The organism is Arthrobacter sp. R3-55 (assembly GCF_054161505.1).
Genome location: NZ_CP096423.1, coordinates 1,182,694 through 1,207,372 on the forward strand (window position 1 = coordinate 1,182,694; position 24,679 = coordinate 1,207,372).

Consider the following 24,679-nt stretch of genomic DNA (forward strand, 5'->3'; position numbering starts at 1 on the left):
ACCTACAGTCGATGTATGACAGATACAGCTGTAGCCGGTGCGTCCTCGGACACCGCAGTTCCCTCGCGTCCGGCGCGCACCCGCCCTGCCGCCAAGCCCCACGGCCAGTGGAAGGTTGACGGCACCGCGCCACTGAATGCCAACGAAACCTGGAAGCAGGAAGACAACGGACTGAACGTCCGTGAGCGCATTGAGTCTGTCTACTCCAAAGAGGGCTTCGATTCGATCGACGGGACGGACCTTCACGGTCGCTTCCGTTGGTGGGGTCTCTACACCCAGCGCAAGCCCGGGATCGACGGCGGCAAGACCGCAACGCTTGAACCGCACGAGCTCGAAGACAAGTACTTCATGCTGCGCGTGCGCATCGACGGCGGCGCGCTGACCACCGAGCAGCTTCGCGTCATCGGCCAGATTTCCGTGGACTTCGCCCGCGGCTCGGCCGACCTCACGGATCGCCAGAACATCCAGCTGCACTGGATCCGAGTCGAAGACGTGCCGGAGATCTGGCGCCGCCTGGAGTCCATCGGCCTGTCCACCACCGAAGCGTGCGGCGACGTTCCCCGCGTCATCCTCGGCTCCCCGGTTGCGGGTATCGCCAAGGACGAGATCATCGATCCCACGCCGCTGATCCACGAGCTCGCCGAGCGGTTCATCGGTGACCCCGAGCTGGCCAACCTGCCGCGCAAATACAAGACCGCCATTACGGGCCACCCGTCCCAGGACGTGGTGCACGAGATCAACGACTTCGCTTTGGTTGGCGTCGTCCACCCCGAACTTGGCGCCGGCTACGACCTTTGGGTTGGTGGCGGCCTCTCCACCAACCCGCGCCTGGCCGAACGCCTCGGTGTGTTCGTTTCTGCGGATGTTGCCGCTGAAGTATGGCTCGGCGTGACCAGCATCTTCCGCGATTACGGCTACCGCCGCATGCGCACCAAGGCCCGCCTGAAGTTCCTCATGAACGACTGGGGACCGGCCAAGTTCCGCCAGATCCTTGAGGATGAGTACCTCGGCTTCAAGCTTCCCGACGGCCCCGCCGCTCCCAAGCCCACGGCTCCCGGTGACCACATCGGCGTTCACGAGCAGAAGGACGGCAAGTTCTTCATCGGCGTGACCCCGACTGTGGGCCGCACCTCCGGCGAAGCGCTGGTCACGCTGGCGGACACCTTGGAGAAGCACGGTTCATACCGCCTGCGCACTACTCCTCACCAGAAGCTGGTCATCCTGGACGTCGCCAAGGAGCAGGTCGAGCCGCTGATCGCCGAACTGGACACCTTGGGCCTCTCGGCACGTCCGTCCGTGTTCCGCCGCGGCACCATCGCATGCACGGGCATCGAGTTCTGCAAGCTGGCCATCGTCGAAACCAAGGTCACGGCGGCAACAGCCATCGCTGAGCTGGAACGCCGACTGGCCGACCTCGTGGAAACCAAGCAACTGCCCTCGGCACTGTCCCTCCACATCAACGGCTGCCCGAACTCCTGCGCACGCATCCAGACGGCCGATATCGGCCTGAAGGGCATGATGCTGCCAACGCCCGACGGCGACCCCACCCCGGGTTTCCAGGTCCACCTCGGTGGCGGGCTGGCCAACAACGAGCGCGAGGAAGCCGGTCTGGGACGTACCGTCCGCGGCCTCAAGGTCACGGTGGAAGACCTGCCCGATTACGTGGAGCGCGTGGTCCGTAAATTCGTCGCCGTGGGCGCCGAAGGCCAGACCTTCGCAGAGTGGGCACACTCGGCAGATGAAGGAGATCTCCAATGAGCACAAATCAGCGAGTGGCAGGCGATGCCGCCCAGGGAGTGGCATCGGGCCTGTCGGAGCCGCGCGCTGGGCTGATCGGAGATCAGCCGCGCGGCGAAGGGGCGGGGGCGGCATCGCCTGCCGCTGCCCTCCGCTCCCACGAGGAACTCAAAGCCTTGGCCGAGGCCGGTGCCGCTGAGCTAGGTTGGAATGCCCCTGCCCAGGACGTCATCGCCTGGGTTGCCCGCAACTTTGAGCTGCCCACGGTAACGGTGGCCTGCTCCATGGCCGACGCCGTCCTGCCGGCCTTGGTCGCGGACCAGCTTCCCGGCGTCGACGTCTTGTTCCTGGAAACCGGCTACCACTTCAAGGAAACGTACGAGACCCGCGACGAAGTCGCAGCGAATCTCCGCGTCAACGTGGTGGACGTCCTTCCCGAAAACACGGTGGAACAGCAGGACCGCCTCCTGGGCAAGGATCTGTTCGCCCGCGACCCCGCCCAGTGCTGTGCACTGCGGAAGGTGCAGCCCCTGCGTCGCTCGCTGGCCGGGTATGAGGTCTGGTTCACCGGTGTCCGCCGCGACGAGGGACCCACCCGTACCAACACTCCGGTGGTCACCTGGGACGAAGGCTTCGGCCTGGTCAAGGTGAACCCGATGGTGGACTGGTCCTTCGATCAGCTGATCGAGTACTCCGAGGACAACATCCTTCCCGTCAACCCCCTCCTGAGCCAGGGCTACCCGTCCATCGGCTGCCAGCCCTGCACCCGCAAAGTGGCCCCGGGTGAAGACCCCCGAGCCGGCCGCTGGGCAGGTTCCGACAAGACAGAATGCGGACTACACACATGAGCACCCAAACAACCAGCGAGGACCTCGAGTTGAACCAGTTGCAGAGCGAGGCTGAGGGGTCCGCCGCGGCGTGGCGGGCATCGCGAAGCGGGCACGGCGGACCCTCAGCCGAGCGACTCTCCAGCTTGGACACCCTCGAGTCCGAGGCCATCCATATCATCCGTGAAGTGGTTGCCGAGTTCGAGAAGCCTGCGCTGCTGTTCTCCGGCGGCAAGGACTCCGTGGTCATGCTGCACCTGGCCACCAAGGCGTTCTGGCCGGGCAAGGTTCCGTTCCCTGTCCTGCACGTGGACACGGGGCATAACTTCCCCGAGGTCATCGACTTCCGGGACCGCACTGTTGAGAGACTTGGTTTGAAGCTGGTTGTTGGTTCGGTCCAGGAATTCATTGATAGCGGCGAGTTGGCCGAGCGTGCCGATGGCACCCGCAATCCGCTGCAGACTGTTCCGTTGCTTGATGCGATCCAGAAGAACAAGTTCGACGCCGTCTTCGGCGGCGGTCGCCGTGACGAGGACAAGGCCCGTGCCAAGGAGCGCATCCTGAGCCTCCGGGACGAATTCGGCCAGTGGGATCCGCGCAACCAGCGCCCCGAGCTGTGGAACCTGTACAACGGCCGCCACACGGTGGGCCAGCATGTCCGCGCGTTCCCCATCAGCAACTGGACCGAGTTGGACATCTGGCGTTACATCGAGCGCGAGAACATCGAGCTCCCGGGCCTCTACTACGCCCATGAGCGCGAAGTTTTCGCCCGCGACGGCATGTGGCGCGCGGTGGGCGAAGTCTCCCAGCCGCTGCCCAACGAGGAAGTCATCACCAAACTGGTGCGTTACCGCACAGTGGGTGACATGTCCTGCACAGGTGCCGTCGAGTCCGACGCCCGCACCGTGGCCGACGTCGTTGTTGAAGTCGCTGCCTCCACCCTGACCGAACGTGGCGCCACCCGAGCAGATGACCGCATCTCCGAGGCCGCCATGGAAGACCGCAAGAAGGACGGCTACTTCTAAATGAGCACCGAAACTTTGGCTGCCGGGCTCGAAACCGCCCTGCCCACAACACTGTTCCGTTTCGCCACCGCCGGATCGGTCGACGACGGCAAGTCCACTTTGGTGGGCCGCCTCCTTCACGATTCCAAGGCGATTCTTGCTGACACTCTCGACGCCGTTGCCCGCACCTCTGCGGACCGCGGCTTCGGCGGCGAGAAGGGCGGGATCGACCTCGCCCTCCTGACCGACGGCCTACGTGCCGAGCGTGAGCAAGGCATCACCATCGATGTGGCCTACCGCTACTTCGCTACCGACCGCCGCAGCTTCATCCTGGCGGACTGCCCCGGCCACGTTCAGTACACCAAGAACACGGTGACCGGCGCGTCCACTGCGGATGCCGTCGTCGTACTCATTGACGCCCGCAAAGGTGTGCTGGAGCAGACCCGCCGCCACCTATCCGTGTTGCAGTTGCTGCGCGTTGCCCACGTGATTGTGGCCGTGAACAAGATCGACCTGGTGGACTTCAGCGAGCAGGTGTTCCGCGACATTGAAGCGGATGTGCAGAAGGTTGCCCGCGAGCTTGGCCTCGGACGTGAAGATTCAAATGCTGGCGGGGTTACAGACCTTTTCGTGGTTCCCGTTTCGGCGCTTGACGGCGACAACGTGGTGGACCGCTCAGAGCTCACCCCCTGGTACACCGGTCCTGCGTTGCTGGAGGTCCTCGAATCCCTCCCGGCCGCTGACGAGCTCGAGGCCGAACTGGAGAGCTTCCGCTTCCCGGTCCAGCTGGTGATCCGTCCGCAGGGTGCCTTGGCTCCGGATGCTGTTGCTGCCGGGCTGGATGTGGAGGCGTACCGCGATTACCGCGCCTACGCCGGCCAGATCACGGAAGGTTCAGTCAAGGTTGGCGACGAAGTGAGTGTCATCAGCCCCGGCCACGAACCGCGCACCACCACGGTGATCGGCATCGACTTCGCCGGTCAGTCGCTTGACGAGGCCGCTGCTCCGCAGTCCGTGGCTGTCCGCCTGGCTGACGAGATCGACATCGCCCGTGGCGACACCATCGCCGCTGCCGGTACGGTCCGCGAAAGCACCGCTGACCTGTATGCGTCCTTGGCTTGGCTCTCGCCGAAGCCGCTGCGCGAAGGCCAGAAGGTCCTGGTGAAGCACGGTACGCGTACGGTCCAGGCACTGGTCCGCAACGTCACCGGCAAGCTGGATCTGGCCACCTTCAATGTGGAGCCGGCGTCGAACTTGGAACTCAACGACATCGGACACGCACAGCTCCGGCTCTCTGCTCCGCTGCCGTTGGAGAACTACCTGCACCACCGCCGCACCGGCGCTTTCCTGGTGATCGACCCCATCGACGGCAACACCCTTGCCGCCGGCTTGGTGAAGGACCACCCGGGCGACCACGAAGACGAACGTTACGTCATCTAGGGTCACACGTAGTCACAAAACCGCAGCTTGTTCGCGACTCCTCACGTTGTACGGCGGGAATTTCGGACAAGCTGCGGTTTTCTTTTTGGGAAGGACCCATGCCACAGAACACCACGCTCAGCACTCTCCTCAACGCCGGCAAGGACCTGGTCCTGGATGGAGCTTTGGCCACGGAATTGGAGGCCCACGGCTGCGATCTGGAAGACGCTTTGTGGTCCGCCAAGGTCCTGCTGGAGCAGCCGCATCTGATCAAGCAGGTCCACCGCGACTACTTCGACGCCGGTGCCTCCGTAGCGATCACGGCCAGCTACCAGGCCGCTCCGCAGGGTTTCGCGCGGCGCGGGCTGTCCGTGGAGGAGTCGTTGGAGTTGGTGGCGTTGAGCGTCCGTCTGGCCGACGAAGCCCGGCGCGAAGCCTTGGCGGAGGGGTCTGCGAGCGGCCCTTTGCTGGTGGCCGGATCCGTAGGTCCATACGGCGCTTACCTCGCCGATGGCTCCGAATACCGCGGGGATTACACGCTTCCCGCCGCGGAATTCCAAGCTTTTCACCGCCCGCGGATCGCTGCGCTGGTGGAGGCCGGCGCGGATTTCCTGGCGTGCGAGACGCTGCCGTCGTACGCCGAAGCGGAGGCGCTGTTGGCGCTCGTGGCGGAGTTCGACGTCGAATCCTGGTTTACGTTTACGCTGCGGGACAGCGGCCACATCAGTGACGGAACGCCCCTTGCGGACGTGGCAGCGCTGCTGCGCGCGGAACCGCGGGTGGCCGCCGTCGGGGTTAATTGTGTGCCGCTGGAACTGGTGACTGACGCGCTGGGCGCTCTGCAACAAGCCTCCGATAAGCCGTTGGTGGCCTACCCGAATTCCGGAGAGACCTACGACGCCGTGACCAAAACATGGAGTCCGTCGGAGGGCGTTCAGGGCACCGGAACCTTGGCCGGCAACGCAGCTGCTTGGCAGGACCGGGGCGCCCATCTCATAGGTGGCTGCTGCCGCACAACTCCGCGCGACATTGAAGCCCTCGCGAGTTACGTTTCGATTGGTGCAACGGACGACGGATCGAAGCCTGCGGTGTGATGGCTGGGAAAGTCAGTGCACACCCAGAGTGGTTTCTTGTCGACGTATCGCAGCGGCATGCTGGATTGCCGGCCGTTGGAAGCACACCATGGGCACTCTCCCTCGACTCGGGTTTGGTAAACGACCCCACTGCGGCTTTTCTCATAGATCCCTAAGCCCGTCACCACAATTTGCCCAGGGGCCAAAAGGAATCGGAAATAGCACCAACCGAGGAGTACAAAAGCACCCAGCAATCCGAGCACGGTCAGGGGAAGGATCCAGCCGCTCCGGACGGAGGCGGGTAAGACGGCCGTTGTTAGAAACGAGAGGATTGTGCAGACCGCCCCGGCTGCACCTACCCAGTTGTCAGGCAAGATGCTTTTCTTCTTCGATGCTCGATCAATAGGCATCCGGATGTCGAATGGGTCTGAAGGATCTTTTCCAAACACGATTTGGTCGGCAATGACATCGCGCCCGGCTTGGATGCCATCGTGGTTGTCCCCCATTCGCGTCGCATTTGTCGAGGCCCGGGAGCCTTCAATCTGAGGTACCCGCTGTCCACAACCGCAATATTCATAACCTTCAGGTGGAGTGCGCCCACAATCACATACGAACATCTAATTCTCCTCTGTTGTCGTTTTCCAAAGCCTCCACGGACCCCCTGACATTTAAGTGGCGGACCGGAAGTTTCATGACGCTGAGGTTCTCGGTGGTGAAACCTCGTTGAATTCGATCGTCCGGGAGTCTTGCAAGAGGTCCGGCCCCGAGGGTGTCGCTTGTGGGGAAAGTGCCGGTCGGATCCAGCAGAATCGGTCGGCAAGCATCACCGCGAATGTGACGCCACGTGAACGTGCGTGAACCTTGATTTCTACGGGATTGAAGCCGAAATATGACAGTCCCTACTGTGAAGGCATGACCTCTCCGGAATGGTCCTTGCTTGCCCTTGACGGGCGATGTCACGGGGCCTGATCTTCGCCCCGCTCGCATCCCACATCTTCTAAGGACCCACCCTCATGGCTAACACTCCCGAGTCACGGAAACCGGATTCCGGCACCACCCGCATCGTCGCTGGTGAGGCCGCATCCAAGCCCAAGCGCCGCCGCACTGTAGAGATCGCCCTGGCCGTCGGCCTGGTGCTGCTGATCGGTGCAGGCGCCGCGGTTGCTTCCGCTGTTTCGCAGAACAACCAGGCCGCGCCGGCCCCGACCACGTCCCCGGCTGCTGAGCTGAAGCTCGGATACTTCAGCAACGTCACCCACGGCCCGGCGCTGGTGGGTACCAGCAAGGGCCTGATCGCCAAGGAGCTCGGCGATACCAAGCTGAGCACACAGGTCTTCAACGCCGGCCCCGCCGCGATCGAAGCCCTGAACGCCGGCGCCATCGACGCCACGTACATCGGCCCGAACCCGGCCATCAACTCCTTCGTCAAGAGCAAGGGCGAGTCCATCAGCATCATCGCCGGTGCAGCGTCCGGCGGTGCGCAGTTGGTGGTGAAGCCGGAGATCAACTCCGCGGCCGACCTCAAGGGCAAGATCCTCAGCTCTCCGCAGCTCGGCGGAACCCAGGACGTCGCGCTCCGGGCCTGGCTCGGTGACCAGGGCTTCAAGACCAACACTGATGGCAGTGGCGACGTGAACATCAACCCGACCGAGAACGCCCAGTCGCTGAAGCTCTTCCAGGATGGAAAGCTCGACGGCGCGTGGTTGCCGGAGCCTTGGGCCTCCCGACTGGTGCTCGAAGCCGGGGCTAAGGTCCTGGTGGATGAGAAGGACCTGTGGGAAAACGGTGACTTCACCACCACCATCCTGATCGTGAACAAGAAGTTCGCCGCAGAACACCCGGAAACCGTGAAGGCCCTCCTGAAGGGCCATGTGGAATCCGTGAATTGGCTCAATAGCGCTTCGGCTGCGGAGAAGGCCACCACCATCAACGCGGTCCTTAAGGACACGGCAGGTAAGCCGCTTCCGGCCAACGTGATTGAGCGTGCGCTGCAGAACATCAAGTTCACCACCGACCCGCTCGCCGGAACGTACAACAAGTTGCTGGAGGACGGTGTCAAAGCCGGGACCACGCAGCAGGCCGACATCAACGGCATCTTCGATCTCCGCACCTTGAACGAGGTCGACAGCAAGAAAACCCCGGCTGCGGGTCTTGGCCAGGACTAAGCAGTAACGGGCTGGTCCGCTTCCCCTTAATGGGAGGGGAGTGGCCGGCCTTTGGCCGCATCAGCTTTACCAATCAACATGAAGGACGGGACCATGCCAGTCGTACTCGAGAACCTGGGCAAGCGCTTCGGCGACGGCGCCCCGGTGCTGGACGACGTCAACGCCACCATCGCTCAAGGCGAGTTCGTCGCCCTCCTCGGTGCGTCCGGCTGCGGTAAGTCCACCCTGCTGAACATCATGGCGGGACTGGAACCGCCGACGTCGGGCGCTCTTGAAGTACCCAGCGACGGCGCTGCCTTCATGTTCCAGGACGCGGCCCTGTTCCCGTGGCTGACCGCGCGCGGCAACATTGAGTTGGCGTTGCAGTTGGCTGACAAGTCCAGCACGAAGGCGAGCCGGCGCGAACGCGCCACCGAACTGTTGGAACTGGTCCACCTTGGTGGCGCTGGCGACAAACGCCCGCACGAACTGTCCGGCGGCATGAGGCAGCGCGTTGCGTTGGCCCGTTCCTTGGCCCAGGACCGGCAGTTGTTGCTCATGGATGAGCCGTTTGCTGCCCTCGATGCGATCACCCGCGATCTTCTGCATGACGAGCTTGAGCGGATCTGGAAGGAAACCGGCCGGACCATCGTGTTCGTGACGCACAACGTGCGCGAAGCCGTTCGCCTGGGCCAGCGCGTGCTGCTGTTGTCCTCGCGTCCTGGCCGTGTGGTGGCCGAATGGGACGTCACCGAGGAACACCGTACCAATGCAGGCCGTGCCGGGGAGCTGACCGGTGTCATTACCCGCCGTCTTCGCGAGGAGATCCGCCGCCATGCCAAGTAACCCCATCACCACCGAAGAGCGGACCCTTCCCGTGACTGAATCCAAAGAGCACATCACCTCGCCATCGCTGAAGGGCAATGCCTCGGAACTCCGGGACCTTGAAGCCGGCCTGGACAATTTGCAGTCAGACACAAGCCGTAAGCGCGGGATTGAATGGAATCGGGTGCTGCTGCCCGTGGCTGCCCTGGTGGTCCTCATCCTTGCCTGGCAGTTCTACGTGTCGCTGGGGTTCAAGCGGCGGGACCTGGTACCGGGGCCGCTTGACGTGCTCACCCAGTTCGTGACGATGTGGGGCGAGGGCAAAGTCCAGGAAGCAGTGTGGACTTCGCTGCAGCGTGGTGTGATCGGCTTCCTGATCTCCGTAGTCATCGCCACCCCCGTGGGGTTGATCCTGGCTCAGGTGGCTCCTTTGCGCCGTGCGTTCGGGCCGCTCATTTCCGGCTTGCAGGTCCTCCCGTCCGTGGCGTGGGTTCCTGCCGCCATCATCTGGTTCGGCCTGTCCGAAGGCACCGTGTACTTCGTGGTCTTCATGGGTGCCATCCCGTCCATCATCAACGGGCTCATCTCCGGCGTGGACCAGATCCCGCCGCAGTACCGCAGCGTGGGCACCGTGCTTGGCGCAAACCGGCTCCAGATGGCGCTGCAGATTGTCCTGCCCGCAGCGCTTCCGGGCTACATAGGTGGTTTGAAGCAGGGCTGGGCTTTCTCTTGGCGCTCCCTCATGGCCGCCGAAATCATCGCGGTAGGTGGCACCATCGGCTTCGGGCTGGGCTCGTTGTTGGATCAGGGCCGTTTGCTCTCCGATATGACCATTGTGATGTCCGCGATCCTGCTCATCCTGTTTGTGGGCATCCTGATCGAGCTCCTGGTGTTCGGGCCGATCGAGAAGCGACTGCTCCAGCGCCGGGGTTTGCTGGCGGGCAGCAGCCGCTAGGTCCGCCGGGGTTTCCCGCACCTGTTTGCGCCGGGCGCACCACTTCTGCGTCGGGTTCGCACCCGTTCGCGCCGTGCGAATCAGTGGTTACAGGGGCATTTGGCGGAAAGGGGTGCGGCGGCTTCTGGCGGACCCCCTTTCACTTGGAGCACGTGTTTGCGCCGGGCGCACCACTTCTGCGTCGGGTTCGCACCCGTTCGCGCCGTGCGCATCAGTGGTTACAGGGGCATTTGGCGGAAAGGGGTGCGGGCAGGCCACGCGCGTACTCGTACAACGTGGCCGGATCTGGTTTCGACCCGGACCACATGCTACGTTGCCACCAGCCTTTGCATTTGGGGGAGGCGATTCCCGGGAGTCGTGTGAAGGGTGGCAGGTCATGACCAGGCAGCAAAGAACACTGGTGTCGGTTGCTGTAGCTGCACTGCTTTCCGTGACGTCGTGTGCAGCGCCGGCCCCGCAGCCGGATGCGGAAGCGAAGGCCGCTGTTCAGACTCTTATCGAGCGGGCAATCGACCGCAGGAATCATCAAGTTGTCCCCGGCTTCTCCTCCACTCAGGAGGAGATCAGTCAGGATTTCGTGCCGGACGCAGTTGAGCGTATTGAGCTGGAGTACGGACAGCTCCACGAACGCAGGGACGCGATTGCTCCCCATGGCGTCCTTTTGACGGACAGCGGCTCGGAGATCACCGTCAAGAATTTCACCATCACCGATGCCGGCGCCAACGTAGAGATTTCGGAGCAGACACAGCTGGAACACGGTCCGGTGAACGGCGTGCAAGGCCCCAGCGAAGGCTACGTCTACGACCAAAAAGTTGAACTGGCAAAATCCGGGGAAGGCTGGAAGATCGTCAGTATCTCCCCTCTCAGGCCGGGCAAGCCTTACCCGACGACAATTGTTGATCCAGACACGCTTTAGGCGCTCGGCACTTCGAGTCGGCCGCTGCATAACAGTCGACTTCCGGACGGCGAGCAAAGGCTCGACGGCGACCTCCCGCCGTCGAGCCCTTGCGTCGCCAGACGGTGAGGTTAGAGTCCGGTCAGCAGATCCCGCATTTCCCGAATCTCTGCTTCCTGCGCCGTGACGATGTCCTTGCCTAGCTGGACGGCCTCCGGGTTCTTGCCCTGGGCTATCTCGGTTTTGGCCATGGTCACAGCACCTTCGTGATGCGCGATCATCTGCGTGAGGAAGAGCTTGGCCGCGTCCACACCCTGGGCATCCCTAAGCTTCTGCAGGTCCGCCTCGCTCAGCATGCCGTCCATGCCGTGGCCGCCATGCGCCGAGGATCCCATGACAGGCACGTTCCAGCTGTTCAGCCAGCCCGTCATCTTCTCTATTTCGGGTGCCTGCGCGTCTTTGATCTTCACGGCCAAGGCGGTTACTGCGGCCGGGATGTCAGCCTTTGCCAGCATGGCATCGGACATCTCCACCGCTTGGGAGTGATGGGGGATCATCATTTGGGCGAACATGGTGTCCGCTGCGTTGTGCCCGGCGTCGCCGCTGTTCGCAGAGGGGCTGATGGAGGTGCCGGAACTTCCATGGTCCATGCCTGGCATGGAACCGGAGCCGGGGTTTGAAGCGCAACCAGCCAGGGCAAGCAGAGCTGCGAGAGCCGCTCCGGTCACAGTGAAGTGAGTTCTGTTCATGAGTAAAAGTCCTTTGCATTTCGGGCGGCGGTGATAATCAGCCGCCCGGTAGTCAGCAGATGGTGAATGGATGTGCGGTCCCGGCTGTTATCGGGCCATCCAGTGCTTACGTACGGCTGATGCAGAGTTGCCCGGGTGTAGGACCGTGGGGTTGGTAGGACCAGGACGGAAAGATGGTGGGCAGTTCCCACGATGCAGGGGTGACTTCGCCTGTCGTGCCGGGTGGGGGAGCGCTCAGGGAAGCTGTTGTGAGGGATGGGATGCAACCGGCAGCCTGAGTGCAGGAGCAGCTTCCAAATTCCGTGCCGTGATCGTCGCCAGCCGAGGCACCGCTCACCTCATGAGAAGGGCCGTGCGCGTGGTGGGATGAGGAGGTGCTCACTACAGGTGATGCCGCATGAGACGCATGCGTTCCCCCTGCCCCATGCGGACCGCTGATGATGTGCATTCCGAATATGCCTGCAATGACGGCCGTTACCAGAAGTAGAAGCAACGCCCGCACGAGGGAGGCGGCAAGAGCTTGAGGGGACAGCAGTTTGCTCACGATGCTTCACCACCTTCATCTATTTCCGATGCCGACAGTATACCCCGGTAGGGTATAAATGAGCGATTCATTTTCTGCTGGCGCTGCCTGCCCTTGGCATTCCTCCGTTGTCCGCTGCGCCATTGCGATTCGCGGCCTAGAATCGTCGAATGGGCCTTCTAACGTTCAGCATCAACGTCACGCTCGATGGTTGCGTGGACCATCAGGAGGGCATCGCCGACGACGAGACGCACGCCCACTTCACGCGTCTCCTGGATCAGAGCGGCGCAATGCTCTGGGGCCGGACTACCTACGAAATGATGGAGGTTTACTGGCCCTTGGTTGCCCGTGGCGAAGTAGAAGCGCCGCCAGCCCTACGCGAGTGGGCGATCACCTTGGAGGGAAAACCCAAGTACGTCGTTTCCACAACGCGGAGCGACTTCCCCTGGACCAACAGTCATCGGCTGGTTGGCCAACTGGGTACGGCCGTTCAGGAGCTTAAGGACAGGACTCCCAAAGGGGTGCTTGTTGGCAGCGGGAAACTAGCAACAGAGTTGGACCGATTGGGCCTGATCGACGAGTACAAATTCCTCATCCACCCCATGATCACAGGCCACGGACCCACCCTTTACCAAGGCGGACTGCCCAGCACCCGGCATCTTGAGCTGATCTCAGCAGAGCCGCTCAGTAACGGAGCGGTGGCGATGCATTATCGCCGGGCTGAATGAGGAAGGAGCAGGCACCGGACGACGTGGAGTTTGTACCACTCCGCGCGGAACTGCGCTTTAGAAGTCCCCACCCGGGTAGATGCCCTCGGGCAATGTGAAGCAAGGCGAACCTGAATCGATGTCTATCTGATTTGGGGCCAGGCCTTCGGCAACAATATAGCTCTCCCCGCTTCCGCTGAGAGCGATCATTTGAACTTCATAGGAACCCCTGATGTCAAGCCTGTTCCTGACTCCAAAGAGGCTGCTCTGATAGTGGGCTTCGATGTCCTTCACCACCGGCTCAATGTTCGTTCCTGCGGCAATCGTGATGGTGGTTGAACCCTTCCATTTGTGTTGGGTTTTGTTGCAAGACAGAAGCATGCCCTTCTTCTTCTGATCGATCGAGATAACAGCGTCTTTTGGGATTAGGGCGGCGAGCTTCACTTCCATGGCTTGGGCCTGGGTCTTTGCTTCCTGCCAGGTCGGTTCAGCTTTCATCGGTTCCTCTTGTGTTTTAACAGGCGTTGGCACGGTCGACTGGATTGAACCCGTGTTGGGGTTTCCAGCACAAGCGGCGAGCCCGATCGAACCTGCCACCAGCAACAACGCCATGGCACCCCGACGCGCCCTCATCGAGTCACGATTCCAAGCTTGTTTTCAAGCGCTTTCATGTTATTTTCGTTGTTTGAGTCGATGAGGTTGTGGTTGTTCATGAGGACCTAAAAATCCCCACCCGGGTAGATGCCCTCGGGCAAAGTGAAGCACGCAGATCCTGAGGCGATACGGATTTCATTTGGGGCCAAGCCTTCTGCGACGATGTAGTTCTCCCCGGCTCCCAGATCGATTTGGATTCGATAGTCTTCGTCGACATTCCTGTCGGCGGATACTTTCGTTCCTTTCGCCCGGTAGTGGGCTTCGATGTCCTTCACGATCGGCTCGATGTTGGTTCCTTCAACGACCGTGATGGTCGTGGAACCTTTCCATTTGTGGTGTGTGCTGTTGCAGGACAGAAGCATGCCCGTCTCCTTCTGATCGATCGAGACAATGGTGTTGTTTGGGATCAGGGCGGCGATCTCCAGTTCCATAGCTTGAGTGTGGGCTTTGGCTCCCTGCCAGGTCAGTTCAGTTATCAACGGTTCCTCCTGTGTATCACTGGCAGTTGGCACGGTTGACTCCGTCGAACTCGCGCTTGGGTTTCCGGCGCAGCCGGCAAGCCCGATTGAAACGACCAGCATCAACGCCACGGCGCCGCTCCGAATCCTCACCGAATTGCACTTCCCAGCATGCACTTGGGCACGTGCACGTTGTCCTCGCTGTACGAGGCGAGGAGGTTCTGGTTTTTCATGAGGATCTAAAAATCCCCGCCCGGGTAAATACCTTCTGGCAACGTGAAACACTCAGAGCCCGAATCAATGCGGATCTGGTTGGGGGCTAACCCTTCGGCGACAATGTAGTTTTCAGCGCTCGTATTGTGAGGGCTTATCTGGACTTCGTATGATCCTCTGATATCAAGCCTGTCCTCGACGACGTATTGTCCACTCTGATAGTGGGTTTTGATTTCTTTCAGGATCGGCTCGATTTTGGTTCCTTCGGTGACCGTGACGGTCGTCGAGCCATTCCAATTGTGCTGGGTCTTGGTGCAGGACAGCAGCACGCCCTTCCTTTTCTGATCGATCGAGACAACAGCATCTTTTGGAATCAGTGCGGCGATCTCCAATTCCATTGCCTGGGTGTGGGCTTTCGCCTCCTGCCAGTTCAGTTCAGCTTTCATCGGTTCCTCTTGTGTTTTAGTAGGTGTTGGCACAGTCGACTGGATTGAACCCGTGTTGGGGTTTCCAGCGCAAGCGGCGAGCCCGATCGAAGCTGCCACCAGCCACAACGCCATGGCACCGCGACGCGCCCTCATCGAGCCACAATTCCAAGCATGTCTTTGAGTACTTGCTCGTTGTTTTCACTGTTTGAGGCGATGAGGTTCTGGTTGTTCATGAGAATCTAGAAATCCCCACCCGGGTAGATGCCCTCGGGCAAAGTGAAGCAAGGCGAACCTGATGCAATGCGAATGACGCCGGGATCGTCCTCCCTGATGAGATACATTTCCGAGGTGGCCGGATCGCTTATCTCAACACGAAAGGTGCCTTGTATGGTCCGGTCGCTTGAGACCTCAAAACGATGATCCGTGTAGTGTGCCCGAGCAGCCGTCTCAAGTTCTTTCACGACAGATTCAGCTTCGCTTCCCTCAGTCAGCGTGATCGAAGTCGAACCGTTCCAGTTGTGTTCGGTATTGCTGCAGGATAGGAGAACGCCCGTCTCTTTCTGGACTATGGAAGTAATCTTGTCCTTTGGGATCAAGGCCGCGATCTCCAGCGCTTCCTTTTCCGTGCTTGCTTTAGCTTCCTGCCACCTCACTTGCGTAACCACGTTATGTTCCTCTCTTGGAATGTCCGAAGTTGCGCAGCTTGAGACGCCACCAATGGTCACGATCGCGGCGATGTAGGCTGCAAAGTTGGAAATTTTCATCGTTTCAACACCTCAGACACTTCATCCAAAACCCTCCGGTTGTCCTTGCTGTTTGAGGCGATGAGGTTGTGGTTTTCCATGAGGATGTTCCCTTCTTCGACGGTGTTAATCGCCCTAAGTTGGTCGTCGTGGGGGCCGCGGTAATAGTGCTGTTCGAACTCATCCCGATGAATGGGGTTATTTCCATCCCACACCACCCCTCTCTTCGTGATGAGGTTGGGAACTCCCTGACCATGGACGAGCAGATCATAGTAGTACAGGTTCGAGTATTCCGTGGTTGGCTGTGGTTTCCAGTCCGGGAGCATTCCGGCCCCGGCGAGGGATATTACTTTGTCATATCGGGCTCCGGCGACTTCGGAGCTGGTGACGTTTGCCAGGCCCCAGCTGTGTCCGATGCCGGTTTGTTCGGCACCGTTCAGGTAGGGGTCTGTGCGCATCCCGGTCTCGAAACCTGCCAGTTGCTGCCCGGACGTGCGTGCGAGTTTCTCATCGTTCGCCTCACCAATTCTCGTCAGGTTGGGACCTCCTGCGGTGTCCGCCTCTCCGGGGAACCGCCCATCCTTGTAGACGAATGCCACCGTCCCCGGCACGTTGTTATTGAGGTATCTCGAGACCTGCTGTACGCCGCCTTCGTAGAAGACGTTCATTCCGGTGAAGGTTCCGGGAACGTAGGTGATCACGTGCCGTGTGTCGGGGCCCGGGGTGCCGATCATTTCCACGATCCGGGACTGGTCCCGGTCATAGAGGTAAAGCTGCACGTCCCCGGCTTCCACCTGCTTCAGGTAGGCCACCTCATTTTCCAGCATCTTTGTTCGGTTCGGGTCGTGGTGGGCTTGCCCGATCCCCGACAACTTCCGGGCTGTTTCCAGGTCGTTCTCCGCCGCACGGAGCAAGCTTGACGCGTTCAACTGATTAGCCCGGACCCGGGCCAGTGCGGGAATCCCGTCCAAAGCGCCGAACATGGCCGGAGCCGCAGCCAGCATCAGCTCCTGTACCTGCGTGAACCCGGACTCGTTCACTGCAGTTTGGGCTCCCGTTTTCATGCCCGCCCACCAAGCCCCGATTTTCGATGGGTCCATGCCTCGCAGGGTCTGCTGCCATCCGGGTATTGTGGCCAATGCCTTCACGTCAGCGTCGGAGGCAGTGGACAAGTAGCCCAGCAGGGCCGAGCCCGATAAGGTCATAGGCGCCGTTGCAAGCACAAGAACGCCGTTCGATACCGTTATCTGCCCGAGGTCACCGCTCCCACCGGCAGCGCGGAACGTCGACGCGATGTCGGAAAGCCGGGTCGCGTCCTGATGGTTGTCTTCCAGGAACCGTCGCAGCCCGCCACGGACAGCGTCGAGATCAGAGTGCACCCAGGAGCACTTGTCCTCGAACTCGGACACAGCTGCACTGACTCTGTTGGCCGCGCCTCGGTCTGAGTCGTCCTGGATCCTGAAGGTTGACACTGCGGAGTCCAAGGTGTCCGGATCAGCGGAACTCGCCCCACCAGTGCTTCCACTCGCCCAGACACGAAACCCCTGCCGTGCAGTCTCCACTCTCACCACCGGACGGTCAGTCGCCTCCATCGACGGGCGCGGCCCTACATCCACACCAAAACCGCCGCCAGCACGCGCCCAACCGGAGGCAAGCGCCCACTCCGTTACCTGATCCAAGCGACGCTGCTAAACCTCCGCGGCGCTCTTCGCTTCGTGGACCTGACGGGCAACATCTTCCAACATGTGGACCAGCTCCGAGCGGGCCGCCCGTTCAGCGGCAACGTTTTCCCGGAAACAGTCTGCGAACACGCCCCGGAATTCCGTAAGAGCAGCAGTCGAGATCGATTCCCGTCCGCCGCGTTGATCCTGCAACGTACGCGCTGCGTCTCGACATGCACCGATCAAACGATCGGCAACCCCCGTGTCGAAATTCATTTTACTCCATCAAATAGATAAACCGCCGAGGGCTCCACTATACCTAATGCGCTCGACGGATTCTGAATCACTTTCGGAAGACGCTGAGAGGCGGACGAGGGGGTCCGTGGAATTCTCCGGGCCCTCGCGGAGTTGTCCCGAACATGCACAACAAACGGATCGGTTTCCTCTCCTTCGGTCACTGGGCCCGAGTCCCGGGTTCCCTCGTGCCAACGGCCGGCGAGGCCCTCAAGCAGGGAATCGAACTGGCGGTAGCTGCCGAGGAACTGGGAATCGACGGAGCGTTCTTCCGGGTGCATCACTTCGCCCGGCAGCAAGCATCGCCCTTTCCGCTGCTGAGCGCTATTGCGGCACGGACCAGCCGGATCGAAATTGGCACCGGCGTGATCGACATGAGATACGAGAACAGCCTTTACATGGCCGAGGAAGCAGCAGCCACGGACCTCATCAGCGATGGGCGGTTGCAGCTCGGAGTGAGCCGTGGTTCACCCGAACCCGCACGGAACGGAGCAGCCAACTTCGGCTACGTCCCCGGGGACGGTGAGGACGGTGGCGACATGGCCCGCCGCCACACTGCATTGTTCCGCAAAGCCATCGCCGGGCACGGGGTGGCCGAAGCGGACCCCCATTACGCCGGCGGGGCCACAGGTCTGCTGCCCATCCAACCCCAGTCACCCGGCCTCCCGCAGAGAATCTGGTGGGGCGCCGGAACCCGGAAGACTGCAGTCTGGGCAGCAGAGCAAGGCATGAACCTCATGAGCTCAACCCTCCTCACTGAGGACACGGGAGTGCCTTTCGATGAACTGCAAGCCGAGCAGATCCGGATGTTCCGCGAAGCCTGGGCCGCCGCAGGGCACGACTTTGAACCAAGGATTTCCGTCAGTCGCAGCGTCATTCCGATCGTCGATGAGCAGGATAATCATTACTTCGGTCTCCGAGCCCAAGCGGACAGCCAAGACCAGGTAGGAATTCTCGACGGCGCCTTGTCCCGCTTCGGGAAAAGCTACATCGGCGAGCCGGATCAACTGGCCGACGAACTTGCGAAGGACGCAGCCGTGCAAGCAGCCGACACGGTCCTGCTCACAGTGCCCAACCAGCTTGGCGTCGACTACAACGCCAAGCTGCTGGGCAACGTCGCCAAGCACGTCGCCCCTGCCTTCGGTTGGAGCGCCAAGCCATGACTTAGCCTGCGGCTTCCGCGAAACCCTAGGACGCCACCGCCACCAGCTCGAGAACAGAAGAAGAAGCAGGCTCCGCGAACACCCGGTACCCCCGTTCATGATCGAACCCATGGATTTCGCGCGTATCCAAAGCAGCCATGAATTCGAGGGTCTGCCGGGTGATCACCTGCCCCGGGACCAGGATGGGGAACCCGGGCGGATACGGCGTAACGAACCCTGCCGAGACCACTTCCTGACCACCGGCCACCGCCGCAGCCACCTCAGGCGCGGACAAGTACACCGTGGAATCGGGCTTGTAACTCTCAAAGTAAGCGGCCCGGATATCACCGTCCTCGCAGGAATCATCCACACGGAAGCGCGCGGCAAAGGTGCTGAAGTCCGGGAGCGGAGGAGTCGGACGGGAAGCGTCGGAGGCGGCAGGTAGCGTCCGAGCCCGCGACGAAGGATGTGGATTCTCAAAGCCCTCAGCGAGCTTCACCAGGACCTCGATCAAGTAAGCCACGGAGCTCCGGGAAGTGCCGATGTTGGTCATGAACAGCACAGTGTTCCGTGATGTCTTGTTCACCTGGATGCCGTGATCGTCCATGAGGTAGCTGTGGCGGAAAGTGTCGCCGTCGATCCCTGTTTTACTGATGTCCAGCGTGAGGCGGCTGGGATCGATGACGAACTCGTCCCGCTGCCAGGCGTCCTCCAGCTCCGACAGCCCATCCCGCAGCGGCATGCTGGAGCCGGTTTCCCTATAGCGCGGACCGATGAGGTCCCGCGAGGAAAGCACCCGGAAGTACTTCTTCAGCAGGGGATGCCGGGCCACGGCTTGGGCCACGGACACGGCAAGGTCGGATTGCCGTTGCACCAGGCCGAAACCTTCCAGTTCCACCTGTCGTCTGCCAATGTCCAGGGAAGCCAGAATTTGGTAGTTGGGGGAGGTGGACGTGTGGGTCATGTAAGCCTCCCGGAAGGACTCCCGGTTGGAGCCGGCGAAGTCCTGGTCATACACGTGGATCATGGAACCCTGCCGCAACGAGGTCAACGTTTTGTGGGTTGACTGCGTTGCGTAGACCCGCAGGCGTGCCTTGGCAGGATCCGGAATCAGCCTGGTGGAGAGCCAGGCTTCGTCATCAACAGGTTCGCCGGTGACCGGGTCATGAAGGGCGGCTGCCTGTTCCGCGTACCGGGTGGCGTAGGCAGGATCGCTGAAGGAAGCTTCCAGTGCCGCTGCTGCCGCCATGCCGGTTCGACGGCGGTACACCGGATGGGAGCGGGCGAAGGCAAACCACGCCTCGTCCCACAGGAAAACCAGATCCGGTTTGATGGCCAGGCATTCCTCCATGACCCTTTCGACGTCGTAGACGACACCATCAAACGTGCAATTGGTGAGGGTCACCATCTTCACCTCGTGAAGCCGGCCTGCCCGCCGGTACTCCAGGAGCCTGCGCTTCAGGCTGGCCAGAGGGACAGCACCATAAAACGCGTACTTGTCCAGAGGATAGGCATCCAAGTAGGACACACGTGCACCGGCAAGCACAAAGGCGTAGTGGTGCGATTTGTGGCAGTTGCGGTCAACCAGCACAACATCCCCCGGGGCAAGCAGTGACTGGTGCACGATCTTGTTGGCCGTGGATGTGCCGTTGGTGACAAAGTAGGTTCGTTGCGCACCAAAGGCCCGCGCGGCGAGTTCCTGTGCGCGTTTGATGGACCCGTGCGGATCCAGCAAGGAGTCCAGACCGCCCGAGGTGGCGGAGGTTTCGGCCAGCAGCAGGTTGGTCCCGTAGAAATCGGCCATGTCCCGGATCCACGGTGACGTCCCCACCGACGCACCCCGGGAAATCGGAAGGGCATGGAAGACGCTGGCCGGGCGGCGGCTGTAGTCCTGCAGCGCCGTGAAGAACGGTGTTTCGTAGCGCTCGGCCACGCCGGACAGCAGTGACAGATGCAGGTCCAGATGATCCTGTCGCCGGAAAATCCGCCGGAACTTCCTGGTGAGGGATCCCGCCAGGGACTCGATGGAGACCCCTGCCACCAAGTAGACGTCCAGTTCCGGCCGCAGCCCGGAAATTGCTTCGGCCAGCGCAAGGATCCGTCTGATGGGTCGCGAGTCCTGCAAGTCTGCGGAGGTATGCCGGGCCAGGAACCGCTGGAGGTCGCTTCCCAGCAGGTGCGAGCTGCGGAGGGAGAAGCCCGGGCGAAGAACAACAGACTGGATATCCGGGTTCAGCATGATGGCAACCAGTGCATCCTCATAACTGGGAACCACGTTGACCGTGTAGGTGAACGCATCCGAAGGGCGGCGCTGCGCAGCCATGGTGTTCTTGAGCGCTTCGGCCTCGTCCGGTTCGACGGTGTCCACCACCAGGACCTCAAAGCGTGGCCGTTCCGCTGGCTCGGACTGGTCAACAACTTCCTCGTCCAGGATCTCCCCGCGCGGCACCGCAGCTGTTTCCCCGGCAGAGGCGAGCGGAAGGTGATCCAAACCGCCCAGAAGCTGGAGCGCGGCCTGAGGTTCGCCGTCGTCGATTAACTGGCGCAACTGGGAAACGGCGTTGACTCCAGGCTCTGCCCAATACGGTTCCACCGCTGCCAAGAGGGCAAAGGTCCTATCGATCTGGGACAGCAAACCGGACTCCTGGTGTCGGGCCGAGGCGAGCTGCCTGAGGGCGTATCCCAAAAACTCCCAAGCGTCGGCACGGGAACGCCAAGCCCTGCTGGGGGTGCCGATTCTGGGGGACGGGGAAGGGGTGCTCATGTGTTTCACTTTCAAACTGAAAAGGGGTCTAGGACGTCAGGGCAGTGCGAATACGGCCGCGATACGCATACCAGCCGGCTATCAGCAGCGGCGCCAGCACCAGCAGCGACGCGAGCACCCAGCGGCCTGTTTCCGAGAACCCCATGGTGACCAGCACAAAGGCCAGGAATCCGAGGGTGAGATAGGAAGTGAAGGGCGCTCCGAAGAGCCTGAACGCAGGCCGCACCACTTTGCCGTTGCGGACCCAGTGCTGGAGCTTGATGTGGCACAACATGATGGTGGCCCAGCCGCCGATGATGCCCACCGCCGAGACTTCCAGCACGATTTCAAAGACCTGGGATGGAACGACGGCGTTCAATCCAACACCCACCAAGGTGATGACCGCTGTCAGCAGGATGCCACCGTAGGGCACTCCGGACTTACTGATCCGTCCGGTGAATTGCGGAGCCGAGCCATTGACCGCCATGGAGCGGAGGATGCGGCCGGTGGAATAGAGGCCTGCGTTGAGGCTGGACAATGCCGCGGTGAGGACCACGAAGTTCATCACGGATGCGGAGATGGCTCCGGCCTGTGGATCACCGAGATGCGAGAAGAAGGTGACAAACGGAGATTCGCCGGCTTTGTAGGACGTGAAGGGAAGCAGGAGCGAGAGCAGCAGGACGGAGCCCACGTAGAAGACCCCGATGCGGATCACCACGGTGTTCACGGCCTTGGGCATCACCTTGTGGGGTTCGGCGGTTTCGCCGGCCGCGGTGCCCACCAGTTCCACAGCTGCGTAGGCAAACACCACGCCGCTGATGGCCAGGAGCGGTGCCACGGAGCCCATGGGGAACATGCCACCGTTCTCAGCGATGACGTTGAAACCCGGAACGCCAACATCCGTCCGGCCGCCGAAAACAATGAAGCAGATACCCACCACGAGGAACGTCACCAGGGCCCCCACCTTGATCATGGCGAACCAGAACTCCATCTCGCCAAAGATCTTCACGGACACCAGGTTCAGGGAGAGCACCACTACCAAAGCGATCAATGCGATCAGCCATTGCGGGATGTCATTGATGGGTGCCCAATATTGGCCCCAGAACTTCACATACAGGGCAACGGCGGTGACGTCCACAATGGAGGTCATGGCCCAGTTCAGGAAGTAGAGCCAGCCCGCGGTGTAGGCCATTTTTTCGCCGTAGAACTCCCGGGCGTAAGACACAAAAGAGCCCGACGTGGGGCGGTACAGCACCAACTCGCCCAGTGCCCGCAGGATCAGGAACGCGAAGAATCCGCAGACGGCATAGACCAGCACCAGCGCAGGTCCGGACCCGTTGAGGCGGCCTCCGGCGCCCATGAAGAGCCCGGTACCGATTGCCCCTCCGATGGCGATCATCTGGATCTGCCGGGGCTTGAGGGTCTTGCGGTAGCCGGCTTCTTCTTGGGCGAAAGCGGTCGACGGCGGACTGGCAGCCAGGTCTGTTGGGGAAGGAAGGGTTTGTGTGGACGCAGGGGTGGGTATCACTTCGGGGGTCTCCTTTGACTCCGTTGCCACCTCGGGTGGCTCAATACTCCACAACGTGGGGCTGGCTGCCTCGCAGTTGCGCCTGAAATTGGCCGCGCTGCAGTCAGTCTTTGTGGTGTGTGGGACAGTCACCAACTCTAGGTCGCCGCCGTCGACAACAAATTGGCTGGCGAACCAAATTCGGGGCCCGGCTCTTGTGCCGCGGGGACAACACTGGTGTTCTGAAGGGCCGGTAATGTTTCTCGCTGTGCGTGCCTGCGCACATGTACCGGCGGCGCCCTCAATGGCGAGGAAGCGTACTGCTGAAGAAACTGATGTGGAGAGGAAGCGATAGCTTCGTTGAAAGCCCTGGAAATTGACGACGACGGAGTCGTCACCCTATTGAGCGATGTCCTGGAAGACCTGGGTGTCGGCAACGCCCGGTTGCTGCTGGCCCCGGCAAAGGACAACAGAACTGTTCGCGAAACTGTCATTGTTGATGCTGAGGACGACGACGAGATCCGCCCAGGCGCCCTGGTCATGTTGATCGGCGTTCGCGGGCGTGCGGCGCTCCCTGCGCTCCGCCGCATCATGGCGGGCCGTCCCACAGCAGTTGCTGTCAAGGGCAGTGAACGCGAGCTGGAAGCCGTGGCCGAGTTGCTCCAACCGACCGGCATTGGACTGGTGGCCGTTGCCCCGGGGCTTCGCTGGGATAAGTTCGAAAGCATCGCCCTGGACCGGGTCCGTGAGAACGATGTGCCGGGGGAAACACCTACCGCCGTTCACCGGGACCTGTTCGCGATCGCCCAAACCACAGCCACGCTGACCAACGGCCACGTGGTGATCGAAGATCCGGGCAACAGGGTCCTTGCCTACTCGCCGGCGTCCAATGACGTTGATGAGCTCCGCAGACTGTCCATCCTGGCGCGGCGTGGCCCTGAAAAGTACCAAAAACTCCTGAAGGAATCAGGAGTCTACAAGCACCTCCAAGCTACTGAAGCACCTGTTCACGTAGAGGCCAACCTCGAGGCCGGGCTCCGGGAACGTGTGGCGATCGGCATTCACGCCGGCAGCCGGGTGATGGGATACATCTGGTTGCAGGAAGGTGCTGAACCTCTGGCGGCGAACACGGACCGCATCATGGTGGGTGCGGCCCGGCATGCGGCCATCGAACTGGTACGGCACCGCAACGAGCAGTCCCAGTCGATGCGCGAGGACCGGGTGTCCAGCCTGCTCAGTGGCACCGCCCAAGTCCATTCGCAGGCCCAATCGGCAGGCATCGATCCGTCGAAGCCAGCGGCTTTGGTCCTGATCTCGGCGGGCGGGCTCAGCCAGAGCGCGGCGGGGCTTCAGCTCCGCAGGGGAGAGCTCTCCAAAGTGGCATCAATCCACGCCGCAGCCTACCGACCGGGCGCCGTAGTGGGGGCGTTGGGGATGGAAACGGCCATCATCCTCCCCGACGTGGACCCGCTGAAGTCCCTCCCCGCCATCAACCGGCTGGTCAACACCATCGTTCGTGATGCCACCACGCACCTTCACTTCCAGGTGCAGGCAGCAGTAGGTCCCATCGTTCCGCGCTTGGACGCACTGCATGCCACCCTTGATCACGTCCGCAGCGTCCTCAAAGTCATGGAAGCAACGCCGGACGTCCGTGTGGCCTCCTACAGCGACGTGGAAACAACAGTCCTGAACAGGGAGCTGCTGGAGTTGCTGGAATCGCGAACCACCCTGCGTCATGCAGGAATCACCCGGCTTTGCGGTCGCTACCCGGAATTCGCCCTGACCCTCCTGACTTACCTGGAGTTCTTCGGTGACGTGAACCGGTGCGCCGAGGAATTGGCCGTCCACCGCAACACTGTTCATTACAGGCTCCGCCGCGCCTGCGAAGTGGCTGGGCTGGATCTGCAATCAGCGGATGAACGCTTACTGGCACACCTCCAGATCAGGCTCTGGACCTATGCAGGGACCAAGGGCTAGG

At 61.6% G+C, this 24,679-nt stretch carries 21 protein-coding genes; 12 read left to right on the top strand and 9 right to left on the bottom strand.

The genetic code is table 11. The features are described 5' to 3' along the window. Positions 1–15 precede the first annotated feature (15 nt). From M1D51_RS05555 to M1D51_RS05595, 9 genes are all read left to right on the top strand, one after another. On the top strand, positions 16–1,758 hold the full coding sequence (locus M1D51_RS05555; RefSeq protein WP_026539672.1) for a nitrite/sulfite reductase: 1,743 nt from the start codon (positions 16–18) through the stop codon (positions 1,756–1,758). Then, entirely contained in the window at positions 1,755–2,585 is an 831-nt protein-coding gene (locus tag M1D51_RS05560) for a phosphoadenylyl-sulfate reductase (protein WP_458108860.1), read from the top strand. Before M1D51_RS05555 ends, M1D51_RS05560 begins: the two co-directional genes overlap by 4 nt. Beyond that, on the top strand, positions 2,582–3,589 hold the full coding sequence (gene cysD / locus M1D51_RS05565) for a sulfate adenylyltransferase subunit CysD (RefSeq protein ID WP_458108861.1): 1,008 nt from the start codon (positions 2,582–2,584) through the stop codon (positions 3,587–3,589). The genes M1D51_RS05560 and cysD overlap by 4 nt, the downstream gene beginning before the upstream one ends. Next, a complete protein-coding gene (locus M1D51_RS05570; RefSeq protein ID WP_458108862.1) occupies positions 3,590–5,008 on the top strand; it encodes a sulfate adenylyltransferase subunit 1 in 1,419 nt (472 codons plus the stop codon). 98 nt (positions 5,009–5,106) lie between these two features. Further along, positions 5,107–6,081 (top strand): homocysteine S-methyltransferase, encoded by a 975-nt coding sequence (gene mmuM / locus M1D51_RS05575; RefSeq protein WP_458108863.1) that lies wholly within the window; start codon positions 5,107–5,109, stop codon positions 6,079–6,081. Positions 6,082–7,073: 992 nt separating this feature from the next. Then, positions 7,074–8,225, top strand: coding sequence for an ABC transporter substrate-binding protein (locus tag M1D51_RS05580; RefSeq protein WP_458108864.1), 1,152 nt, complete (start codon positions 7,074–7,076; stop codon positions 8,223–8,225). A gap of 93 nt (positions 8,226–8,318) precedes the next feature. After that, the gene (locus M1D51_RS05585; protein ID WP_458108865.1) at positions 8,319–9,050 is read left to right on the top strand and encodes an ABC transporter ATP-binding protein; all 732 of its coding nucleotides are present in this window, start codon (positions 8,319–8,321) and stop codon (positions 9,048–9,050) included. Next, the gene (locus tag M1D51_RS05590) at positions 9,040–9,984 is read left to right on the top strand and encodes an ABC transporter permease (protein WP_172322586.1); all 945 of its coding nucleotides are present in this window, start codon (positions 9,040–9,042) and stop codon (positions 9,982–9,984) included. Before M1D51_RS05585 ends, M1D51_RS05590 begins: the two co-directional genes overlap by 11 nt. Before the next feature lie 376 nt (positions 9,985–10,360). Next, positions 10,361–10,900, top strand: a complete 540-nt coding sequence (locus M1D51_RS05595; protein WP_458108866.1) for a hypothetical protein — start codon at positions 10,361–10,363, stop codon at positions 10,898–10,900. 110 nt (positions 10,901–11,010) lie between these two features. Here M1D51_RS05595 and M1D51_RS05600 read toward each other — a convergent pair whose 3' ends face one another. Beyond that, positions 11,011–11,628, bottom strand: coding sequence for a DUF305 domain-containing protein (locus tag M1D51_RS05600; protein ID WP_458108867.1), 618 nt, complete (start codon positions 11,626–11,628; stop codon positions 11,011–11,013). 693 nt (positions 11,629–12,321) lie between these two features. Between M1D51_RS05600 and M1D51_RS05605 the strand changes: the two genes are divergently transcribed. Then, complete coding sequence (locus tag M1D51_RS05605) at positions 12,322–12,879, top strand: dihydrofolate reductase family protein (RefSeq protein WP_172322583.1); 558 nt, start codon at positions 12,322–12,324, stop codon at positions 12,877–12,879. Between the two features lie 57 nt (positions 12,880–12,936). Here M1D51_RS05605 and M1D51_RS05610 read toward each other — a convergent pair whose 3' ends face one another. From M1D51_RS05610 to M1D51_RS05635, 6 genes are all read right to left on the bottom strand, one after another. Continuing rightward, the gene (locus M1D51_RS05610; protein WP_458108868.1) at positions 12,937–13,470 is read right to left on the bottom strand and encodes a hypothetical protein; all 534 of its coding nucleotides are present in this window, start codon (positions 13,468–13,470) and stop codon (positions 12,937–12,939) included. Between the two features lie 107 nt (positions 13,471–13,577). Continuing rightward, the gene (locus M1D51_RS05615) at positions 13,578–14,102 is read right to left on the bottom strand and encodes a hypothetical protein (protein ID WP_458108869.1); all 525 of its coding nucleotides are present in this window, start codon (positions 14,100–14,102) and stop codon (positions 13,578–13,580) included. A 107-nt stretch (positions 14,103–14,209) separates the two neighbouring features. Next, complete coding sequence (locus M1D51_RS05620) at positions 14,210–14,764, bottom strand: hypothetical protein (protein WP_458108870.1); 555 nt, start codon at positions 14,762–14,764, stop codon at positions 14,210–14,212. An 86-nt stretch (positions 14,765–14,850) separates the two neighbouring features. Then, complete coding sequence (locus tag M1D51_RS05625) at positions 14,851–15,375, bottom strand: hypothetical protein (protein ID WP_172322579.1); 525 nt, start codon at positions 15,373–15,375, stop codon at positions 14,851–14,853. Further along, on the bottom strand, positions 15,372–16,826 hold the full coding sequence (locus M1D51_RS05630; protein WP_458108871.1) for a hypothetical protein: 1,455 nt from the start codon (positions 16,824–16,826) through the stop codon (positions 15,372–15,374). Before M1D51_RS05630 ends, M1D51_RS05625 begins: the two co-directional genes overlap by 4 nt. Before the next feature lie 216 nt (positions 16,827–17,042). After that, positions 17,043–17,291, bottom strand: a complete 249-nt coding sequence (locus M1D51_RS05635) for a hypothetical protein (RefSeq protein WP_458108872.1) — start codon at positions 17,289–17,291, stop codon at positions 17,043–17,045. 143 nt (positions 17,292–17,434) lie between these two features. Between M1D51_RS05635 and M1D51_RS05640 the strand changes: the two genes are divergently transcribed. Beyond that, on the top strand, positions 17,435–18,472 hold the full coding sequence (locus M1D51_RS05640) for an LLM class flavin-dependent oxidoreductase (RefSeq protein ID WP_458108873.1): 1,038 nt from the start codon (positions 17,435–17,437) through the stop codon (positions 18,470–18,472). 25 nt (positions 18,473–18,497) lie between these two features. Here the strand turns inward: M1D51_RS05640 and M1D51_RS05645 are convergent, their stop codons facing one another. Beyond that, positions 18,498–21,215 carry an aminotransferase class I/II-fold pyridoxal phosphate-dependent enzyme gene (locus M1D51_RS05645; protein ID WP_458108874.1) on the bottom strand — a complete coding sequence of 906 codons (2,718 nt, stop codon included), beginning with the start codon at positions 21,213–21,215 and terminating at the stop codon, positions 18,498–18,500. Between the two features lie 28 nt (positions 21,216–21,243). Continuing rightward, complete coding sequence (locus M1D51_RS05650) at positions 21,244–22,674, bottom strand: amino acid permease (RefSeq protein ID WP_458109549.1); 1,431 nt, start codon at positions 22,672–22,674, stop codon at positions 21,244–21,246. A gap of 387 nt (positions 22,675–23,061) precedes the next feature. Here M1D51_RS05650 and M1D51_RS05655 point away from each other — a divergent pair, with 387 nt between their 5' ends. Then, positions 23,062–24,678, top strand: a complete 1,617-nt coding sequence (locus M1D51_RS05655; protein WP_458108875.1) for a PucR family transcriptional regulator — start codon at positions 23,062–23,064, stop codon at positions 24,676–24,678. Position 24,679 lies beyond the last annotated feature (1 nt).